The following is a 15,667-nucleotide window of genomic DNA, read 5'->3' on the forward strand; positions in this document are numbered from 1 at the left end:
AATGACAATAAAATAGGCAGGTTTATCTCTTTTTCAGAAATAAATCCTGCCTGTTTCAGCCAATGAAAACTTCATTTTGGAGTCTAAATCCCACGTAGAATCCGGTCTGCATCTGTCGTATAAAATGCATTATCCTCAAAAAATGTCTGTGCTGACTCCGTTGATAAAATCTCGCCTTCAAATAAAAGGCTGCACACATCCGCATAAGCCGCCGCAAAATCAACATCGTGGGTCACACACAATACCGTGTGCCCCTGACGTACATAAGTCTCCAAATCATCGCCGATCCGCTTTTTTGCCACCCCGTCAAGACCTTTCGTAGGCTCGTCCAACAGAAGAAGATCCGGCTCTTTTGCCAGAACCATGGCAAGCCCCAGCCTCTGCTGCTCTCCTCCGCTCAAATCATAGGGATGCTGTGAAAGAAGCTGCAAAAGCCCCAGAGATTCTGCCAATTTCTCTGTACATCCAGCTTCCTGCAATTCTTCCTCCACAGTATCTCTGGAAAACATGGCCTTGGGATTCTGTGGAAGAAGCGCAATCCTAGGCAGCTTTCGATCCTCTCCCAGCCGAATCTTTCCCCTATTGGCATATAGCCTCTTCCCAAGTATCGATAAAAGCGTTGTCTTCCCACTTCCATTCCCTCCAAGGATCACATGAAATTCTCCCCGCTCAATCCGAAGTTCCAGCCCCTTTAGTACGAATGGCGTCTGCTTTTGATACTGAAACCAAATATGATCAATCAGCAGGCAGACATTCTTACGGCTTCCTTTTGTTCCACGCTCTTTGACGCTTTCTTTCTTCCGATAACGCTCCTTAATCTTTTCTATTTGTTGATCCCACTGCCCGGTCTCTTTTCCTTCCTCCTTCTTCTTTCCCAGATATTGCCGTCCCTCTCGAACCGTAAGGGGCAGTTTCTCCACTTTCGCCTCTTTTCGTTCCTGCTCCCAGAAACATGCGATCTCTGCCGCTGCCGAAATACCGCTTTCTAATCCATACAACTTCTTTTTCTGTTCCGCCCTTCTCCTTTTCATATATCGTACATACCCCTGGGCGTCTCCTTCATAATGAAATGCACCTGCTTCCATAAAAAGCACCCGATCCGCAAGCGGCAGCATCTCTTCTAAGTGATGTTCACTTAACACAACTGCAATTCCCAACTCACGATTGACCCGTAAAAGCACATCTAAAAAATTTTTTCTGGCAAGAGGATCCAACTGTGAGACTGGCTCATCCAGCAACAGAAGCTTCGGACGCATAGCGATCACAGATGCCAGATTCAAAAGCTGTTTCTGACCTCCGCTGATCTCATAAACAGACGCATCGATCCATTCATCAATTCCAAAAAACAACGCCGTCTCCGCCACACGCCGACGGATTGTCTCCGTCTGAAGCCCCATGTTCTCCAACCCAAATGCCAATTCATGGCGCACAGTGTCTGTTACAATCTGGTTCTCTGGATTTTGAAACACATATCCGATCTCTTTTGCCGGAAGGTCACTCATACTTCCCTTCCTCGTTCCCACCGGAGCAATCTGCGCTTTCATACAACGAAGCAGCGTCGTCTTTCCGCATCCTGAAGGTCCGCACAACAGTATAAATTCTCCTTCTGCAATCGTCAAATCTATCGCATGCAATATATTTTTTCCATTTGGATAAGCAAAACTTAAAGCTTTTACATCCAATACACTCATCGTCTTCTTCCTCCCGCACCTATCACTTCCATCCAGCATGGCATTAGCAAAAATCCCGCTTCGCAAAAACATATCAGGACATTCCAGACAAGCATTTCCTTATTCCATGTAAACGTAGGATAGTAGGAAAATGTAATCTTTCCAAGCACCATCCCCATGATCACAGTTCCGCTCAGGCAAAGCATCACGGCCAATGCCCCCAGGTCATACGACGTAAAATGATACCTCTCGTACTGCCCCCTTCTGCCTGCTCCGTAGCCACGAGCTTTCATGGAATCTGCCGTCTCGATACTGTCTTCCATACTCCATTCCAACAGACAAGAAATCTGGCGCATGCCTTTTTTCAATCGTACTTTCAAAGCTTCCTTCTCCTGGAATGCCGAATCATCCTGCGCCATACGAATCTGCGTAATCTTATACTGTGTCTCCGGAAATAATTTCAAAATCATAGACAAAAGAAGCGCTGCCGTCTGAAACCTACGTCCGAAAAGATACAGAAACTTCTGATTGGATAGCACTGCCGAAAAGCAGCGGAACCAGAAAATCACCGCGCAGAGCAGCAATCCGTTTGCCGCACCATAACAAAGGCTCTCCAGCGTATATCTTCGGGTTCTTGTCTGGAACAAAATAATCATTCCCCGGTGGTTGGTCATAAAATTCAATATCATAATCAGCAAGAACAATAGCCAGGTTCCGCGGATTCCCTGCCACACAAACTGCTCTCCCAGATAAAACCACTCCATCACCAGCGCACATCCAAAGGAGACCAGAAGGCACCACGGATTTCCCATACACATCGTCAAGATTGGCGCTCCCAAAGCATAGCCAAGAAGTATCACCGGATGCAGGGTTGAAAACAAGGTATAAGGTCTTATATGCATGATTCTTCTCCCTTCTCTTCTTGCGCTGACAAAATTCCATACTTCATTTTCAAACGGTGAAGCTTCTTGCCCCACGGTTTCTCTAAAAGCATCAAAAACAATACCGTAGAACTGCCATGTACTAGATCAAAACCTAGTCCCGCTGTATAAGTTAGTACAATCGCCTGCCAAGACACCGGACGAATATATCCAATCAGATATTGGAGATTTAAAAACCAATCGAATAAGATCCCCGCCAAAAAGCCTGCAAAATACAATACACCGCTTCGCCGAAACCACTTTCTTTGTCCTGCTATGCCCGACAAAAAACCAATCAGGCCCCACGCATACATCTGCCATGGCGTCCACGGCCCCTGCCCTAAAAACATATTACTGGCAAGGGCTGACAGTGCACCTGTCAAAAAACCTGCCAATGGGCCAAACTGCATTCCGGTAATCATCACAATTGCAGTCGTCGGTTTAAAATTGGGAACTGCTGCAAACAACGCTCTCCCCAGAGATGCAATCACGCTCATCACTGCGATAGGCACCAGATCTCTTGGCCGTGGTTTCTTCTGTTCAAAACCGATAAAAAATGGCAGCAGCGCCAGCAGAATTACTGCAATACTGGCTGCTGCCGCATAGGGATAAGCAGTAACTGCCATCACCGCCAAAAATATCGGCGGCAACAGCAATGCTGCAATTTGAAATGCTATGGATTTAGTACATATACCCATTGAACCGAATCTCCATCCTTTAATACATAATCTGCACAACTCATCATCGGCGCTGACCCATTTACGTAATACTTCCAGCCACTCTTCGCACTGAAATCTTTTTCCCACAGACCGCCAATTTCTTCGATATACCCATATCCTGTATAGGAAAGTCCCGTTGCTGCCAGTGCATCATAAACGGTTGCTCCTTCCGGAAGTGTCATGGCACTTCCATAAGACACTGACCCGTCCGCATTAGAAGAATCTACAGAAAACTGAATCGATACCGTATGCTTTTGGCTGCTATTTCCGGAAGAACCGGTCCCTCCAGAGGCAGCCCCTCCATTTCCCGATGCCGTCTGATTTCCTCCCTGGCTTTTACTTCCAGCCGAAGAATTATCTGCATAAGCGACGCCGTCTTCTTCTGCTTCCGCTTCGTTGTTTCCGTCTACATCTTCCCCTTCCGTCTGCCCCGGAAGAAGCCCCTGTGGAATTTCCTCTTTCTGCGCCTTTTTCTTTTCTTTCTCCTTCGCCTGTTCTTTCTTATCTTTGTTCTGTTCTTCCGTCTGTTTCTTCGTATTCTGTTCCTGAGACGAAGATTCCCCTGTACAGCCGGAAACGCTAATAGAAAGGATCAGGACTGTAAGTATTACCAGCCAACCCCTTCCTCGTTTCCAATGCTTCTTTAATTTTCCCATGTATCTTCCTTCTTTCTGCGTTTTGAGACAACCAATCCTGTTATCGCTGCACCGATTGCCAGTCCTCCCAGCACTGCACTCCCAACCATCAGCCAACTTGGAGTCAGCTTGCTACTTTGTTTTTGGGTTCCTGACGGCATATTAGAGTCCATTGTTTTCGCCATTGCCAACTCAGTCTCATCTTCCTTTTCCGCTTGTGCTGCCAATACATATTTTCCAGGATCTTTCATGGTAAACATCGCATACCCCTTCTGCATCACAACTTCTTCAACCGCACTAAGATCCCGCTCTTTTACTTTGGAAAATTCATACAACTCGAGCATCTCCATATCCCTTAGGTGCTCAGGAAGCTGATATACCACTGTCACAACTCCAGGAAATTCTCCTTCCTGTTCCAATGCAAGCTGCTGATATGCCTGGAACATTTCTGCTTCTTTGTCACTTAGTTCACTCTCCATTTCCACCAATCTGGTGTGTAAGGATGCCGACGGATCTTTTACATCCATCCCTTTTATGCTAAGGGTATAACTTTCACAGTCAAGCACCAGGGAGAACTGTGGATATTCCGCCAAAGTTTCAAACACTTTCGCCTCTAATACTTCCGGTACATTCCGCACAGTTAAAGAAGTTTCTCCTTTTTCTGCATTTCGTTTAATAGCCTCGGCAATATTTTCACTCTGGCTCTTCTTTCCAGCTTCTCCTTTCTTTTGCTTTACATTCTTTACCGGACGAAGGACAGGTTTCTGCTCCCCTTCATTTTCCTGATTTTCTCCAGAAGTTCCCGCTCCCGGATTTGGTGATGGTTCCGGTGATGGATTTGGATCTGGCGTTGGTTCCGGTAAAGGTTCTGGTGATGGCTCCGGATCTGGTGTCACTGGCTTTTCGCCTTGAATTGCAAACAAATAAGAAGAATCATTCCCGTAGTAAATGGTTCCATCCGCTCCAATAACTACATTTGCCATTCCATAATTGGCATCTTCTCCTTCCGGTGTGTACAACGTTTTGATCGTTACTTCATTCTCTGCCGTCACTGTGGCTACATACAGACTTCCCGGTGTCGTATATTCTGTAAAATACACATAAGTATCTTCATATGCCGTTATCACCGTTGGCGTATTTAACTGACTCTTGGTTTCCACTGTCTTTAATTCGTTCAGATTGTCATCATAGACCGACAAGAATCCCTGATTATACATTCCACCTGTAATATACACTTTCCCGTCAGCTACTGCTGCTGATGCATTGGTCTGCATCGGAAGATCTGCCTGTGCGGCCTTCTGAATACTTCCATCTTCTTTCAAATCTAATTTGTAAATTTTCCCTTTTTGTGTTGTCACCCACAGATACCCATCTGCTTCCACAACCGCACTTCTAATTGCTCCTTCTACCGAGAGTTCACCCTTTACCTCACCGTTTTTTGGAGTAATACTGATTACTTTTCCATCATCACCACCAATGACAATATAAGCATTTTCTCCACGTTCTGCCGCTACAGCTCCGGTTCCATAAAATCCTTCACCATTCTGATAATCCCATACAGGATCCACAATCTCTTCCGCATCTTCTTTTACAAGGTCAAGAGTCTCATACGCAGCGACACCTCCCTGGCTGGAACCAGGATTTCCACCGTTGGTATAGCCAACATAGATTTTCCCATCTGCATAGCAGACAGAACTCAGTCCCTGATACCCAAGTCCAAGCCCTGGTACACTGGTAACAAATAAAGACTTCAATGTCTGTGCATCAAAACACTGTACACTTCCATCTGCCAGAGGAACAAAAATTTTTCCATCCCCATATGAAATATAGGAATACCAACCGGTCTGCTTCTTTAGCTTCGTACTTTTTACTACTTCGCCGGTTGCCTTATCCAGCATCTGTATTTCTTCGTTTCTCGCCACGTAAACTTTTTCATTTACCAAGATCGGATATCCTGCACTTCCAAAAAATGCATCTCCCTTGTTGCTGCTTTTCCATATAAGATTTGCATCCTTCACCGGAGTTTCCACAGAAATAACGGCATTGTTTCCCTGATTTCCCAAATGCTGTCCCCAGTCATGGGGAAGATCCGGAAGTGGATCCGCCGGATTTCCGCGCTTCACATGAAGCGTAACCGTTCCAGCCACAGCTCCCATGGTTTCTATCACGATATCCTGTGGTGTCAGCTCTGCTCCACTTTGATTCACCAACCAGGATTCTTTCTCAAATTTAGGATCTACGACCGCCAATACCGTCTCCGTCTTTTCTTCGCCTTTTTCACCTCGTACTTTCAACTTTACAACACTGACACCCTCTTCAGCTGTTCCGCTAATCGAAAGTTTTTTCACGCCATCCGGCACGTAAAGGGTATATTCTTGAATCCCCTTTTCATAAACCAGCTTCCCATAATCTGTATGAAGCTCTGTAAACAGCGCCGTTCCTATCACCGTTGCCTCAAATTTTTTAGAAGCGACTTCGCTGCCTCTCTTTACTTCTGCTGTCAGAGTCACGATTCGGTCCTCTCCTGTCGGACGGGTCACCTTCCCCGTCTCTCCTTCGATCCGAATACAGGATTCATCCGAGCTCGTCCAGGTAATCTGCGTTCCCTGCTTTCCTGCCAACGGAAGAGTTAAGTCCTTCGTCACCTGGCTAAGATCGCCCAAATTCAAGGCTTCCACCGTCTGTTTAACAGCCTCTGCATCTGTTAGCATCTCTCCCGGCGTCACGGTCAGTGTTCCGTGAGGCGTAACCAGATCCCAGGCATAATTTCCCTTTTTATCATAGTAAGCATTCTGGCGCTTTGCCGTCACCGTATAGCTTCCGGCTTCTGCAACTACCACCGATGCCATTCCATCTGCTCCAGTATTCCCTTCTGCCACAACTTCCTGGTCTGCATTTTTCACCTGAATGGTTGCCCCAGAAGGATTGGAAGCTTCATTCCACATCAGAGGTGTGGTATTTAACTGAATCGCAGCCGGTTCTCCCGCTTCTGCCGTCATATTTTCCTGTGCAAACCACCCATACTGGCCACCAAATGACCAATCACTGCTCGCCCAGATATCCACTACAGAAAGCAGATCCCCTTCCTGTACCATCTGCTCCTGCGCTCCCACCTGTAGACTTTCATGGTTTCTAAGAAACATTAAAGTTGACTCTTCCGGAAGATCAAGGAATCCTGAAACGTATCCCCCGTCTGCCTGAATCAGGTCCGGTGCTGTTCCTTCTCCATATTGCTGTTCACAATATTCCGCCATTACGTGCAGCACCGTATAACCAGGTTCTGCCGGTTCCGGCACTCCTTCCAGACCATAGTCTGCAAAGGTGTGGTATGTATCCGGCATCGTAATCTTCATCCCCTGCTCTACCGTTCGGCCATACCCTTCAATCTGAAGTGTCACCGTCATTCCATAGCCTGTAAGCGTCTGATCACCAGCATGCACACTTCCTGCATTAGCCACGCTTCCCAGCAGCAAAAGTGCTGCAAGGAAAAGGCCTGACAACCTCTTTCTTTTCTCTCTTCTCTTTTTCATTGATTCTCCATTCTACTTTCGTACGAAGAACAGAATTAAGCTGCTTTTCACCCCACAGATTTTCTCTGTAAAGAAAAAAATGGCTGCCTTTCGGCAACCACTACACATCACAAGAATGTCTCTTCTTTCCTATATTTTTAACTGAGACCTCTTCCTTTGCGTATCCTCTTATCCTCACCGAAAGATTTTACAATAATTACAGGCAGGTCTCCTGGCTTGGGTTTCTTATCTACTTGCCACCTTCCCGCCATACGTTATTCTGACAGTGGTCTTTGGCGTTCGCCATCCCTTACAGTAGAGTGAGCTGCTGCGGCTTTTCACCGCATTCCCTTTTCATCTGTAACATACAGAACCTGTATCTTTTTTATTGTATCTTCTTCGGCATCGTCTGTCAAATTCTTTTCTCACTTTTTCATGCCAATTTTCGGCATTTACAAATTCTTCCCATATGTTTTTCGAACAGCTTCTATCCGATCATAGACAGTAGCTGAAACAGGAAATTTGCCACAATTCCGGCACATAAACCGCCAATAGTATGACTGACGATCGCCTTTCCTGTCATCTTGCTGACTTTCAGCGAAGACATCATTGCTACATGGGTACTTAAATATCCGCTCCAGCACATACACATTGCGGTAAATACTGCAACGTCATTTGCATGAGCCGCTCCGGAAGCAAGCATATTCGGCACCAGTCCGATGGCTGCCCCAGCTGCTCCAAGTGCAGTAATCGGAACTGCAACCGCAGATGCAGAACTAAATCCAAACAATGGTTTCAGAATAAAATCCAGTTTTTCTCCCAACCACGGAAGCAGTGCAACACCTTCGTAAGCTGCTCCTGTGTATGTCCCGTCTGCAGACGGACCATTCGTCAAAATCATTACAACGGTACAGATTGCAAGCACTCCCGGAATAATCGCAAGGCCGACATCCACACCATTCTTTCCACCTTCCAACATGGATTCTAAAAGGCGCCGTCCAACACCGCCGTCCCGAATTTCTCTCTTATTCAGCAGATCATCCATATTTTCATTCTTATCAAGAGGAATACAATATTCCGTCGTTCCAAATTCCTTCTTTGTAAAGTGCATCATCATTCTGACACTGACAATGCTTCCAATCACTGCAGCGATATTTCCGATCAAAACTGCAAGACCGATCTTCTCTCCATCAGAATTCAGACCAATCATAAATGTTGTGACAATCAGTCCCATTCCAAAAGAAGTCCCTAGATTACAAAGCACCGGAAGCTGAAATTTCTTAAAATACTTTTTAAAATTCCGATCCTCCGCCAAGCTTAAAATCGCCGGGTTATCAGACAGATAAGTCGTCATTACTCCGATTGCCGCTGCACCTGGTAAATTATAAAGTGGCTTCATCAACGGCGAAAGAAGTTTGTTTAAAAGTGCAATCACCCCGAATTCCGAAAAAATTCCGGAAAGCGCTCCGGCAATGACTGCAATTGCCATAATATTAAACACCGTATCCAAAAGAAGTTCATACGCTGTTGCCATCAGGGTTTTCATCATATTTCCGCCCCCCATCGTCATACCGATGGCGGCTGCTCCGACTCCAAACAGAACAAGAAATACAATAGTTTCTAAACTGACTGCGTTTTTTGTTTTTCTGTTTTCCATATTCTTCCTTTCTGTACTATTTGATTTGCTCGTTAAGAAAATGACGAAAACCATCATAACACAAAAACGAAAAATATACAAATGCCGTTTTAACTTTTTTCCCAGCCCTCAATCTCTCCGCAGGCAATCTTCCTGCCACTTCCTCCGGATGGCTGCGTCCGAAAATCATCAGGACAATCGTGAATGATAATGGTTTTCCCAATAACGTCTTCCGGATAAAACCTTCCTGTATAGACCTCCATCCACGCAATTCCCCGATGACTTAAAAGAGGCGGCAAATCTCCTTGATGCTTCGGATGCGGCTCTTTCTCTGGATTTAAATGTCCTCCTGCAAAGGCGAACGCTTCCTCCGGGCTTCCTGTACAGCTTCCACCTTCGTGAATGTGAAAGCCCAAAAAGCCTCCGCTTTCCTTCTCCACTTCATCTGGAATCCCGAAAATCTCTCCTACCAGTATTGTTCCGTTGTAAACTTCATAAAAATAAACATTTCCCTGAATTGTCTCAAATGTCTCACTTCCCCGGATAACCGCATGGGCCGCCGGCATCTCATGGATCACTCGCAGCATACCAATCATCTCCTACAACTATCCATTTATCTTATGCAGAAGATTTAAAAATGTTTCTTTATATGCTGCAGAATCAGCATTTATAAAATCAGCATTGCATCTCCAAATGAGAAGAATCGATATCTCTGCTGCACAGCTTCTTCATAAGCTGCCAGCACAGGTTCCCGACCTGCCAACGCCGAAACCAACATAATCAATGTGGATTCCGGCAAATGGAAATTCGTAATCAGCCCATCCAGCACCTTAAACTGATACCCCGGATAGATAAAGATCTCCGTCCAGCCACTCTTCGCTTCCAGATGTCCATTTTCATCTGCGGCCGATTCTACCGTTCGACAGCTGGTAGTTCCTACACAAATCACACGCCCCCCCCGTTCCTTGGTACAGTTGATTTTCTCTGCTGCCTCTTCATCAATCTGGAAAAACTCTGAATGCATATGATGATCTGTAATCTCATCCACCTTCACCGGTCGAAACGTTCCCAGACCGACATGGAGAGTCACCCTGGCAATATCCACCCCCATCTCTTCCACCTGACGCAGAAGTTCCGGCGTAAAATGAAGCCCTGCCGTCGGCGCTGCCGCAGAACCTGTATGCGTTGCATAGACCGTCTGATAGCGGTTCTTATCCTCTAATTGGTGAGTAATATATGGCGGAAGCGGCATCTGCCCCAACTGATCTAAAATTTCTTCAAAAATCCCATCATAAGTAAACTGAATCAGACGATTTCCTTCTTCCACAATGTCTACTACCTCTCCGATCAGAAGTCCATCACCGAAGCTGATCTTTGCTCCGACTTTTGCCTTTTTTCCCGGTTTCACCAGCGTCTCCCAGACATTATTTTCTTTCCTTTTCAATAATAATACTTCTATCTTGGCATCTGTTCCCACTTTAGAACCGATTAACCGAGCCGGAATTACTTTCGTGTCATTGATCACCAGGCAGTCGCCCTCTTTCAGATAATCCGTAATTTCCCGAAATGTATGATGGGAAACAGCCCCAGACTGCTTATTTAATACAAGCAGCCTGGAGCTGGAACGATCTTCAAGCGGATCCTGAGCAATCAATTCTTCCGGCAATTCATAGTAAAAATCCTGACGTTTCATTTCTCTTTGAATCCCTTCTATATGATAATCTGTTATTTACGAAGTTCAATTCCCATACCTTCCAATGCCTTTAAGATTCGGTTCATTGCTTCCGTAACCTCTGCATCTTCCAAGGTCTTATCCTGCGCACGGAATACGATGGAGTAGGCAACAGATTTATAACCATCCTTAATCTGCGCACCCTCATAGATATCGAACAGCGCATAGCTTTCCAGATAAGCACCGCCCTTCTTCTCGATCACGTCTTCTATCTGACCAACTAGAATCTCTTTTGGCATCACCATACTGATATCACGAGTCACTGCCGGGAATCTTGCGATTCCGGTATATTTCCGGTCAAATGTGGCACGTTCTACAATCTCCGGCATGTCAATTACCGCAATATATGCACGGGTACCGATTCCATAAGTATCTGCCACATCTGGATGCACTTCACCTAAATATCCAACCACTACGCCATCATACAGGATATTTGCCTGACGTCCTGGATGTAAATATGGCTTGCCGGAATTCGGATCGTAAACCTCTTTCTTGTGAAGACCAATCTTTTCAAAGAATTCTTCTACCACACCCTTCATGCTGAAGAAATCACCGTCTCCATACATTCCCAGCGTAAACTGCATCCGCTCTTTTGGAAGTTCCGTCAGAGGAAGCGCCTTTGGCAAATAAATATTTCCAAGCTCATAAAGTCTTACATTCTTGTTTCTTCTATTATAGTTGGTTGCAAGAGAGGTCAGCATCCCATTTAGCGGCGTCGTACGCATGATACTGTAATCCTCGCCCAGTGGATTCATAATCTCTACTGCCTGACGAAGGGAAGAATCTTCCGGAATCAAAAGCTTATCGAATACCTTCGGGCTTTCAAAAGAGTATGTCATTCCCTGGCTAAATCCACAGAACTCTGCGATGTCACGTGCAACCTCTTCCACACGAAGCTTAAAGGAAAGTTTTCCTGTCGTTGCTTCTCCTCTAGGAAGTGTAGTCGGAATATTATCATATCCATAGAATCTTGCCACTTCCTCTGCCAAATCTGCCATGCGGAACAAATCGTGACGGAATGTTGGTGTAACCACCTCACCAGAAGCTTCATCGTAAACGATACCGATCTTTTCAAAATATCCAATCATATCTTCCTTAGAGATCTGCGTTCCCAACAGCTCATTAATCGCATCTGGATCAAACGGTACCCGAACCGGCTCTTTCTTTTTGCTATATACATCAACCATGCCGCCTACGACTTCACCTGCTCCCATCTCTTCAATCAACTGACATGCCCTATCAATAGCAGCCTGCGCATTATTTGGATCCAGTCCTTTTTCAAATTTTCCAGAAGCATCTGTACGAAGTCCAACCTTTTTGCTGGATTTTCTGATATTTGTTCCGTCAAAACATGCTGCTTCAAACAACATCGTCTTCACATCATCCGTAATCATGGAGTTCTCTCCTCCCATAATTCCGGCAATTCCTATAGATTTTTCCCCATCGCAGATCATCAGCACGGTCTCATCTAATTCCCGTTCCTGTCCATCAAGCGTCGTAAATTTTTCTCCGTTTTCTGCATTACGTACAACAATCTCTTTGCCCGCAATAGTATCCAGATCATACGCATGCATCGGCTGCCCATATTCCTCCATTACATAATTGGTAATATCTACCAGATTATTGATCGGACGAATTCCTACAGACGCCAGACGTCTCTGCATCCATTTCGGAGATGGTCCGATCTTGATATTTTTTACCACACGGGCGCAATATCTCGGACACAGATCCTCATTTTCCACTCTCACTTTAATGTAAGCATTCACATCCTCGTCATTTCCGGTTGGCGTAACAACCGGAGGATGAAATTCCTTTCCGAATGTCGCCGCAGCTTCTCTTGCAATTCCAACCACGCTGAAACAATCCACTCTGTTGGAGGTAACTTCATACTCAAATACCACATCGTTAAGACCTAAGACTTCCACTGCATTCGCGCCGACTTCTGTCTCTTCCGGGAAAATATAAATTCCTTCTTCCGGTGCCTCCGGATACATTTCCCGATTGGAGCCCAGCTCTTCGATGGAACACATCATTCCAAAGCTTTCTACCCCGCGAAGCTTTCCCTTCTTAATCTTCACGCCGCCTTCCACACGGCTTCCCGGCTCATGTCCGCCTGCTACACGACCGCCATCCAACACGACCGGCACCTTATCGCCCTCATGCACGTTATTGGCTCCTGTAACGATCTGTATTGTCTCAGATCCCACATTAACCTGACAAATAATCAGTTTGTCTGCATCCGGGTGCTTTTCAATCTTGTCGATCTGTCCAACCACGATCTTATGAAGGTCTGCATCCAACACTTCATACCCTTCTACCTTCGTACCGGACAATGTCATTGCATCTGTATATTCCTGTGCAGTTACATTAAGATCAGGAACATATGCTTTTATCCATGATAATGATGTATTCATTATAAATCTCCTTTCAATATGTCTCTTATGCCTCTTTCTTCTATCTTCTATCGATTCATTAGAACTGTTTTAAGAAGCGAATATCGTTCTCATACAGCAGACGCATGTCATCAATTTCATATTTCAAAAGTGCAATACGCTCTAAGCCTACACCGAATGCAAAGCCTGTATATTCATTCGGATCAATGCCGCACATTTCCAACACATGCGGATGCACCATACCACAGCCAAGAATCTCGATCCATCCAGATCCCTTACAGAAACGACATCCTTTTCCGCCGCACTTGAAGCAGCTGACATCAACCTCCGCGCTCGGCTCTGTAAATGGGAAATGATGTGGACGGAATTTTGTCTTTGTATCCGGTCCAAATAATTCCTTCGCAAATACTTCCAGCGTTCCTTTTAAATCGGCAAAAGAAACGTTTTTATCAATAACCAGCCCCTCAATCTGATGGAAAGAAGGAGAATGTGTTGCATCTACTTCATCTGAACGGAATACTCGTCCCGGCGCAATCATACGGATTGGAAGCTTACCCTGCTCCATCACACGCGCCTGAACCGGTGAAGTCTGTGTACGAAGCACAATTTCCTTATTCACATAAAATGTATCCTGCTCATCCTTTGCCGGATGTCCATCCGGAATATTTAATTTTTCAAAATTGTAAAGGTCATATTCTACTTCCGGTCCCTCTACCACTTCATAACCCATTCCTACGAAAATACGCTCTACTTCTTCCAACGCAATGGTATTTGGATGACGGTGACCTACCATATTTTTCTTAGATGGAAGTGTTACGTCAATGACTTCCTCTTTCATCTTCTCTTCACGGATCGCACGCTCCATCTTCGTTCTGCTCTCTTCCAGCAGTGTTTCAATGGCTGACCGTGTTTCGTTTACCATCTGTCCCACCTTCGGTCTATCCTCAGGCGCTACATCCTTCATACTTTTTAACACCGCCGTAAGTTCACCCTTTTTACCAAGGAACTTGACACGTACATCATTCAGTTTCTCCGGCACATCTGCCGCTTCAATCGCTCTTAGCGCTTCTTCTTTGATGTTTTGTAACTTTTCTTTCATCTCTTTCTTTTCCTTTCTAAATACTTTTTAGCTGCTGCTAGTGACTTTTCCAGAAAAATTTTCTTCTATAATCCATGTCTCTTAACAGAAATTCTCTGACAAATAAAAAAACTCGCCCCTAAAAGGGACGAGACGATTACCCGTGGTACCACCCTGATTCTCATATTCTTCTGAATATAAGCACTCATCTGCTGTGTAACGTACAGCGCTCTACGGCATCTCCTACTATTATTTCAAAGATACGGCTTACGTGGGAAATTCGATCCTCATCTGAACCCAAGAAAACTTTCAGCCCGGTGGTCTTCCCTCTCTGATGGAAAATGATTCTCTACTTACACGGTCATTGCCTTTTTACTATCTTCTGTTCACACTTCCTTATTTTATCATATGAATTTGGGTTGTCAAGTCATTACTTGGGATCTTTTTCTTTCTTCTTACTCTCATTCTCCTGATCCTTTGCACCAAACAGCTTATCGTACATCCGCACATTCAGTTCTCCGCCAAGCAGTGTAATATACATACAAAAATACATCCACAGCATAATAACAACAATTGTTGTAAGACTTCCATACATACTGGAAAAGCCCTTAAATACATCCACATAGATCGAAAAGATCCAGGAAACGATCATCCATCCAATCGCCGCAAATACAGCACCTGGAAGCTGCCTTAACATCTTATCTTTCCGGTTTGGCAAAAACTTGTATATCAGCAGCGAAAACGCAATCATTACAATCAGCGTAATGATCGTTCTAGATGCAATCAATTGATCCGCCAGATTCTCCAAAATCGGTATATGTTCCGCGATAAAAATATTCAATGCATTTCCAAATACAGACAGCACCAGCAGCAAAATAATAACCAGAATAAACATCACTGTATAAATCGTTGCACGGATGCGAAGCACAATATAATTACGGGTCTCAACACATTTATATACACAGTTCAAGCCCGTTGTCACTGCCAGCACGCCCTTGCCCGCAGACCAGAGCGCAACCAAAACCGTAACCGGAATGATTCCCATAGACTGATTGTATACCTGATTTACAATCGATGTAATCATGGAATCCACGGAAGATGGAAACACCTGCAGCACAGCCGTCATTACATCCGCTTTCGTAATCGGCGTATACTGCACCATCGTAAGCAACAGCAAAATAATCGGAATCATACACAGCATAAAGAAATAAGAAGACTGAGCCGCATAGGCTCCAACATGATCCGATGCAACATCTCCGGCAATATTCATCATTTCTCGATAGACTTTTTTTACTCTTTTCATTCTCTTCTCTCCAATTATACGTTCTATATTTTACCTGATTTTTGTCTATTTGTCTATTGAAAAACTTTTCAC

The 15,667-nt window shown here is 44.9% G+C and carries 11 protein-coding genes, 1 riboswitch and 1 other annotated feature; all 11 genes read right to left on the reverse strand.

Annotation, left to right across the window (positions count from 1 at the left end):
- Positions 1 to 83: 83 nt before the first annotated feature.
- The 11 genes from C0979_RS03770 to C0979_RS03820 all read right to left on the reverse strand — a co-directional run bounded on the left by C0979_RS03770 (position 84) and on the right by C0979_RS03820 (position 15,595).
- Entirely contained in the window at positions 84 to 1,691 is a 1,608-nt protein-coding gene (locus C0979_RS03770; RefSeq protein WP_159459847.1) for an ABC transporter ATP-binding protein, read from the reverse strand.
- Complete coding sequence (locus C0979_RS03775; protein WP_101694710.1) at positions 1,688 to 2,572, reverse strand: energy-coupling factor transporter transmembrane component T; 885 nt, start codon at positions 2,570 to 2,572, stop codon at positions 1,688 to 1,690. The genes C0979_RS03770 and C0979_RS03775 overlap by 4 nt, the downstream gene beginning before the upstream one ends.
- Positions 2,563 to 3,288, reverse strand: coding sequence for an ECF transporter S component (locus tag C0979_RS03780; protein ID WP_101694711.1), 726 nt, complete (start codon positions 3,286 to 3,288; stop codon positions 2,563 to 2,565). The genes C0979_RS03775 and C0979_RS03780 overlap by 10 nt, the downstream gene beginning before the upstream one ends.
- Entirely contained in the window at positions 3,264 to 3,965 is a 702-nt protein-coding gene (locus C0979_RS03785; protein ID WP_101694712.1) for a DUF4430 domain-containing protein, read from the reverse strand. The genes C0979_RS03780 and C0979_RS03785 overlap by 25 nt, the downstream gene beginning before the upstream one ends.
- Positions 3,953 to 7,474 (reverse strand): immunoglobulin-like domain-containing protein, encoded by a 3,522-nt coding sequence (locus C0979_RS11785; protein WP_145995101.1) that lies wholly within the window; start codon positions 7,472 to 7,474, stop codon positions 3,953 to 3,955. Before C0979_RS11785 ends, C0979_RS03785 begins: the two co-directional genes overlap by 13 nt.
- A 184-nt stretch (positions 7,475 to 7,658) precedes the next feature.
- Positions 7,659 to 7,846, reverse strand: a riboswitch (cobalamin riboswitch).
- A 94-nt stretch (positions 7,847 to 7,940) separates the two neighbouring features.
- Complete coding sequence (locus C0979_RS03795; RefSeq protein WP_101694713.1) at positions 7,941 to 9,110, reverse strand: CD0519/CD1768 family membrane protein; 1,170 nt, start codon at positions 9,108 to 9,110, stop codon at positions 7,941 to 7,943.
- Between the two features lie 89 nt (positions 9,111 to 9,199).
- On the reverse strand, positions 9,200 to 9,676 hold the full coding sequence (locus C0979_RS03800; RefSeq protein ID WP_101694714.1) for a superoxide dismutase family protein: 477 nt from the start codon (positions 9,674 to 9,676) through the stop codon (positions 9,200 to 9,202).
- Between the two features lie 80 nt (positions 9,677 to 9,756).
- The gene (queA, locus tag C0979_RS03805) at positions 9,757 to 10,782 is read right to left on the reverse strand and encodes a tRNA preQ1(34) S-adenosylmethionine ribosyltransferase-isomerase QueA (RefSeq protein WP_101694715.1); all 1,026 of its coding nucleotides are present in this window, start codon (positions 10,780 to 10,782) and stop codon (positions 9,757 to 9,759) included.
- Positions 10,783 to 10,814: 32 nt separating this feature from the next.
- Positions 10,815 to 13,235 carry a phenylalanine--tRNA ligase subunit beta gene (gene pheT, locus C0979_RS03810; RefSeq protein WP_101694716.1) on the reverse strand — a complete coding sequence of 807 codons (2,421 nt, stop codon included), beginning with the start codon at positions 13,233 to 13,235 and terminating at the stop codon, positions 10,815 to 10,817.
- Between the two features lie 58 nt (positions 13,236 to 13,293).
- The gene (pheS, locus tag C0979_RS03815) at positions 13,294 to 14,313 is read right to left on the reverse strand and encodes a phenylalanine--tRNA ligase subunit alpha (protein WP_101694717.1); all 1,020 of its coding nucleotides are present in this window, start codon (positions 14,311 to 14,313) and stop codon (positions 13,294 to 13,296) included.
- A gap of 120 nt (positions 14,314 to 14,433) precedes the next feature.
- Positions 14,434 to 14,666: a binding site (T-box leader), on the reverse strand.
- 56 nt (positions 14,667 to 14,722) lie between these two features.
- Positions 14,723 to 15,595: a YihY/virulence factor BrkB family protein gene (locus C0979_RS03820; protein WP_101694718.1), complete on the reverse strand. Its 873-nt coding sequence runs from the start codon at positions 15,593 to 15,595 to the stop codon at positions 14,723 to 14,725.
- Between the last annotated feature and the right edge of the window lie 72 nt (positions 15,596 to 15,667).

The sequence above is a fragment of the Dorea phocaeensis genome, assembly GCF_900240315.1.
Lineage (GTDB): Bacteria > Bacillota > Clostridia > Lachnospirales > Lachnospiraceae > Dorea_B > Dorea_B phocaeensis.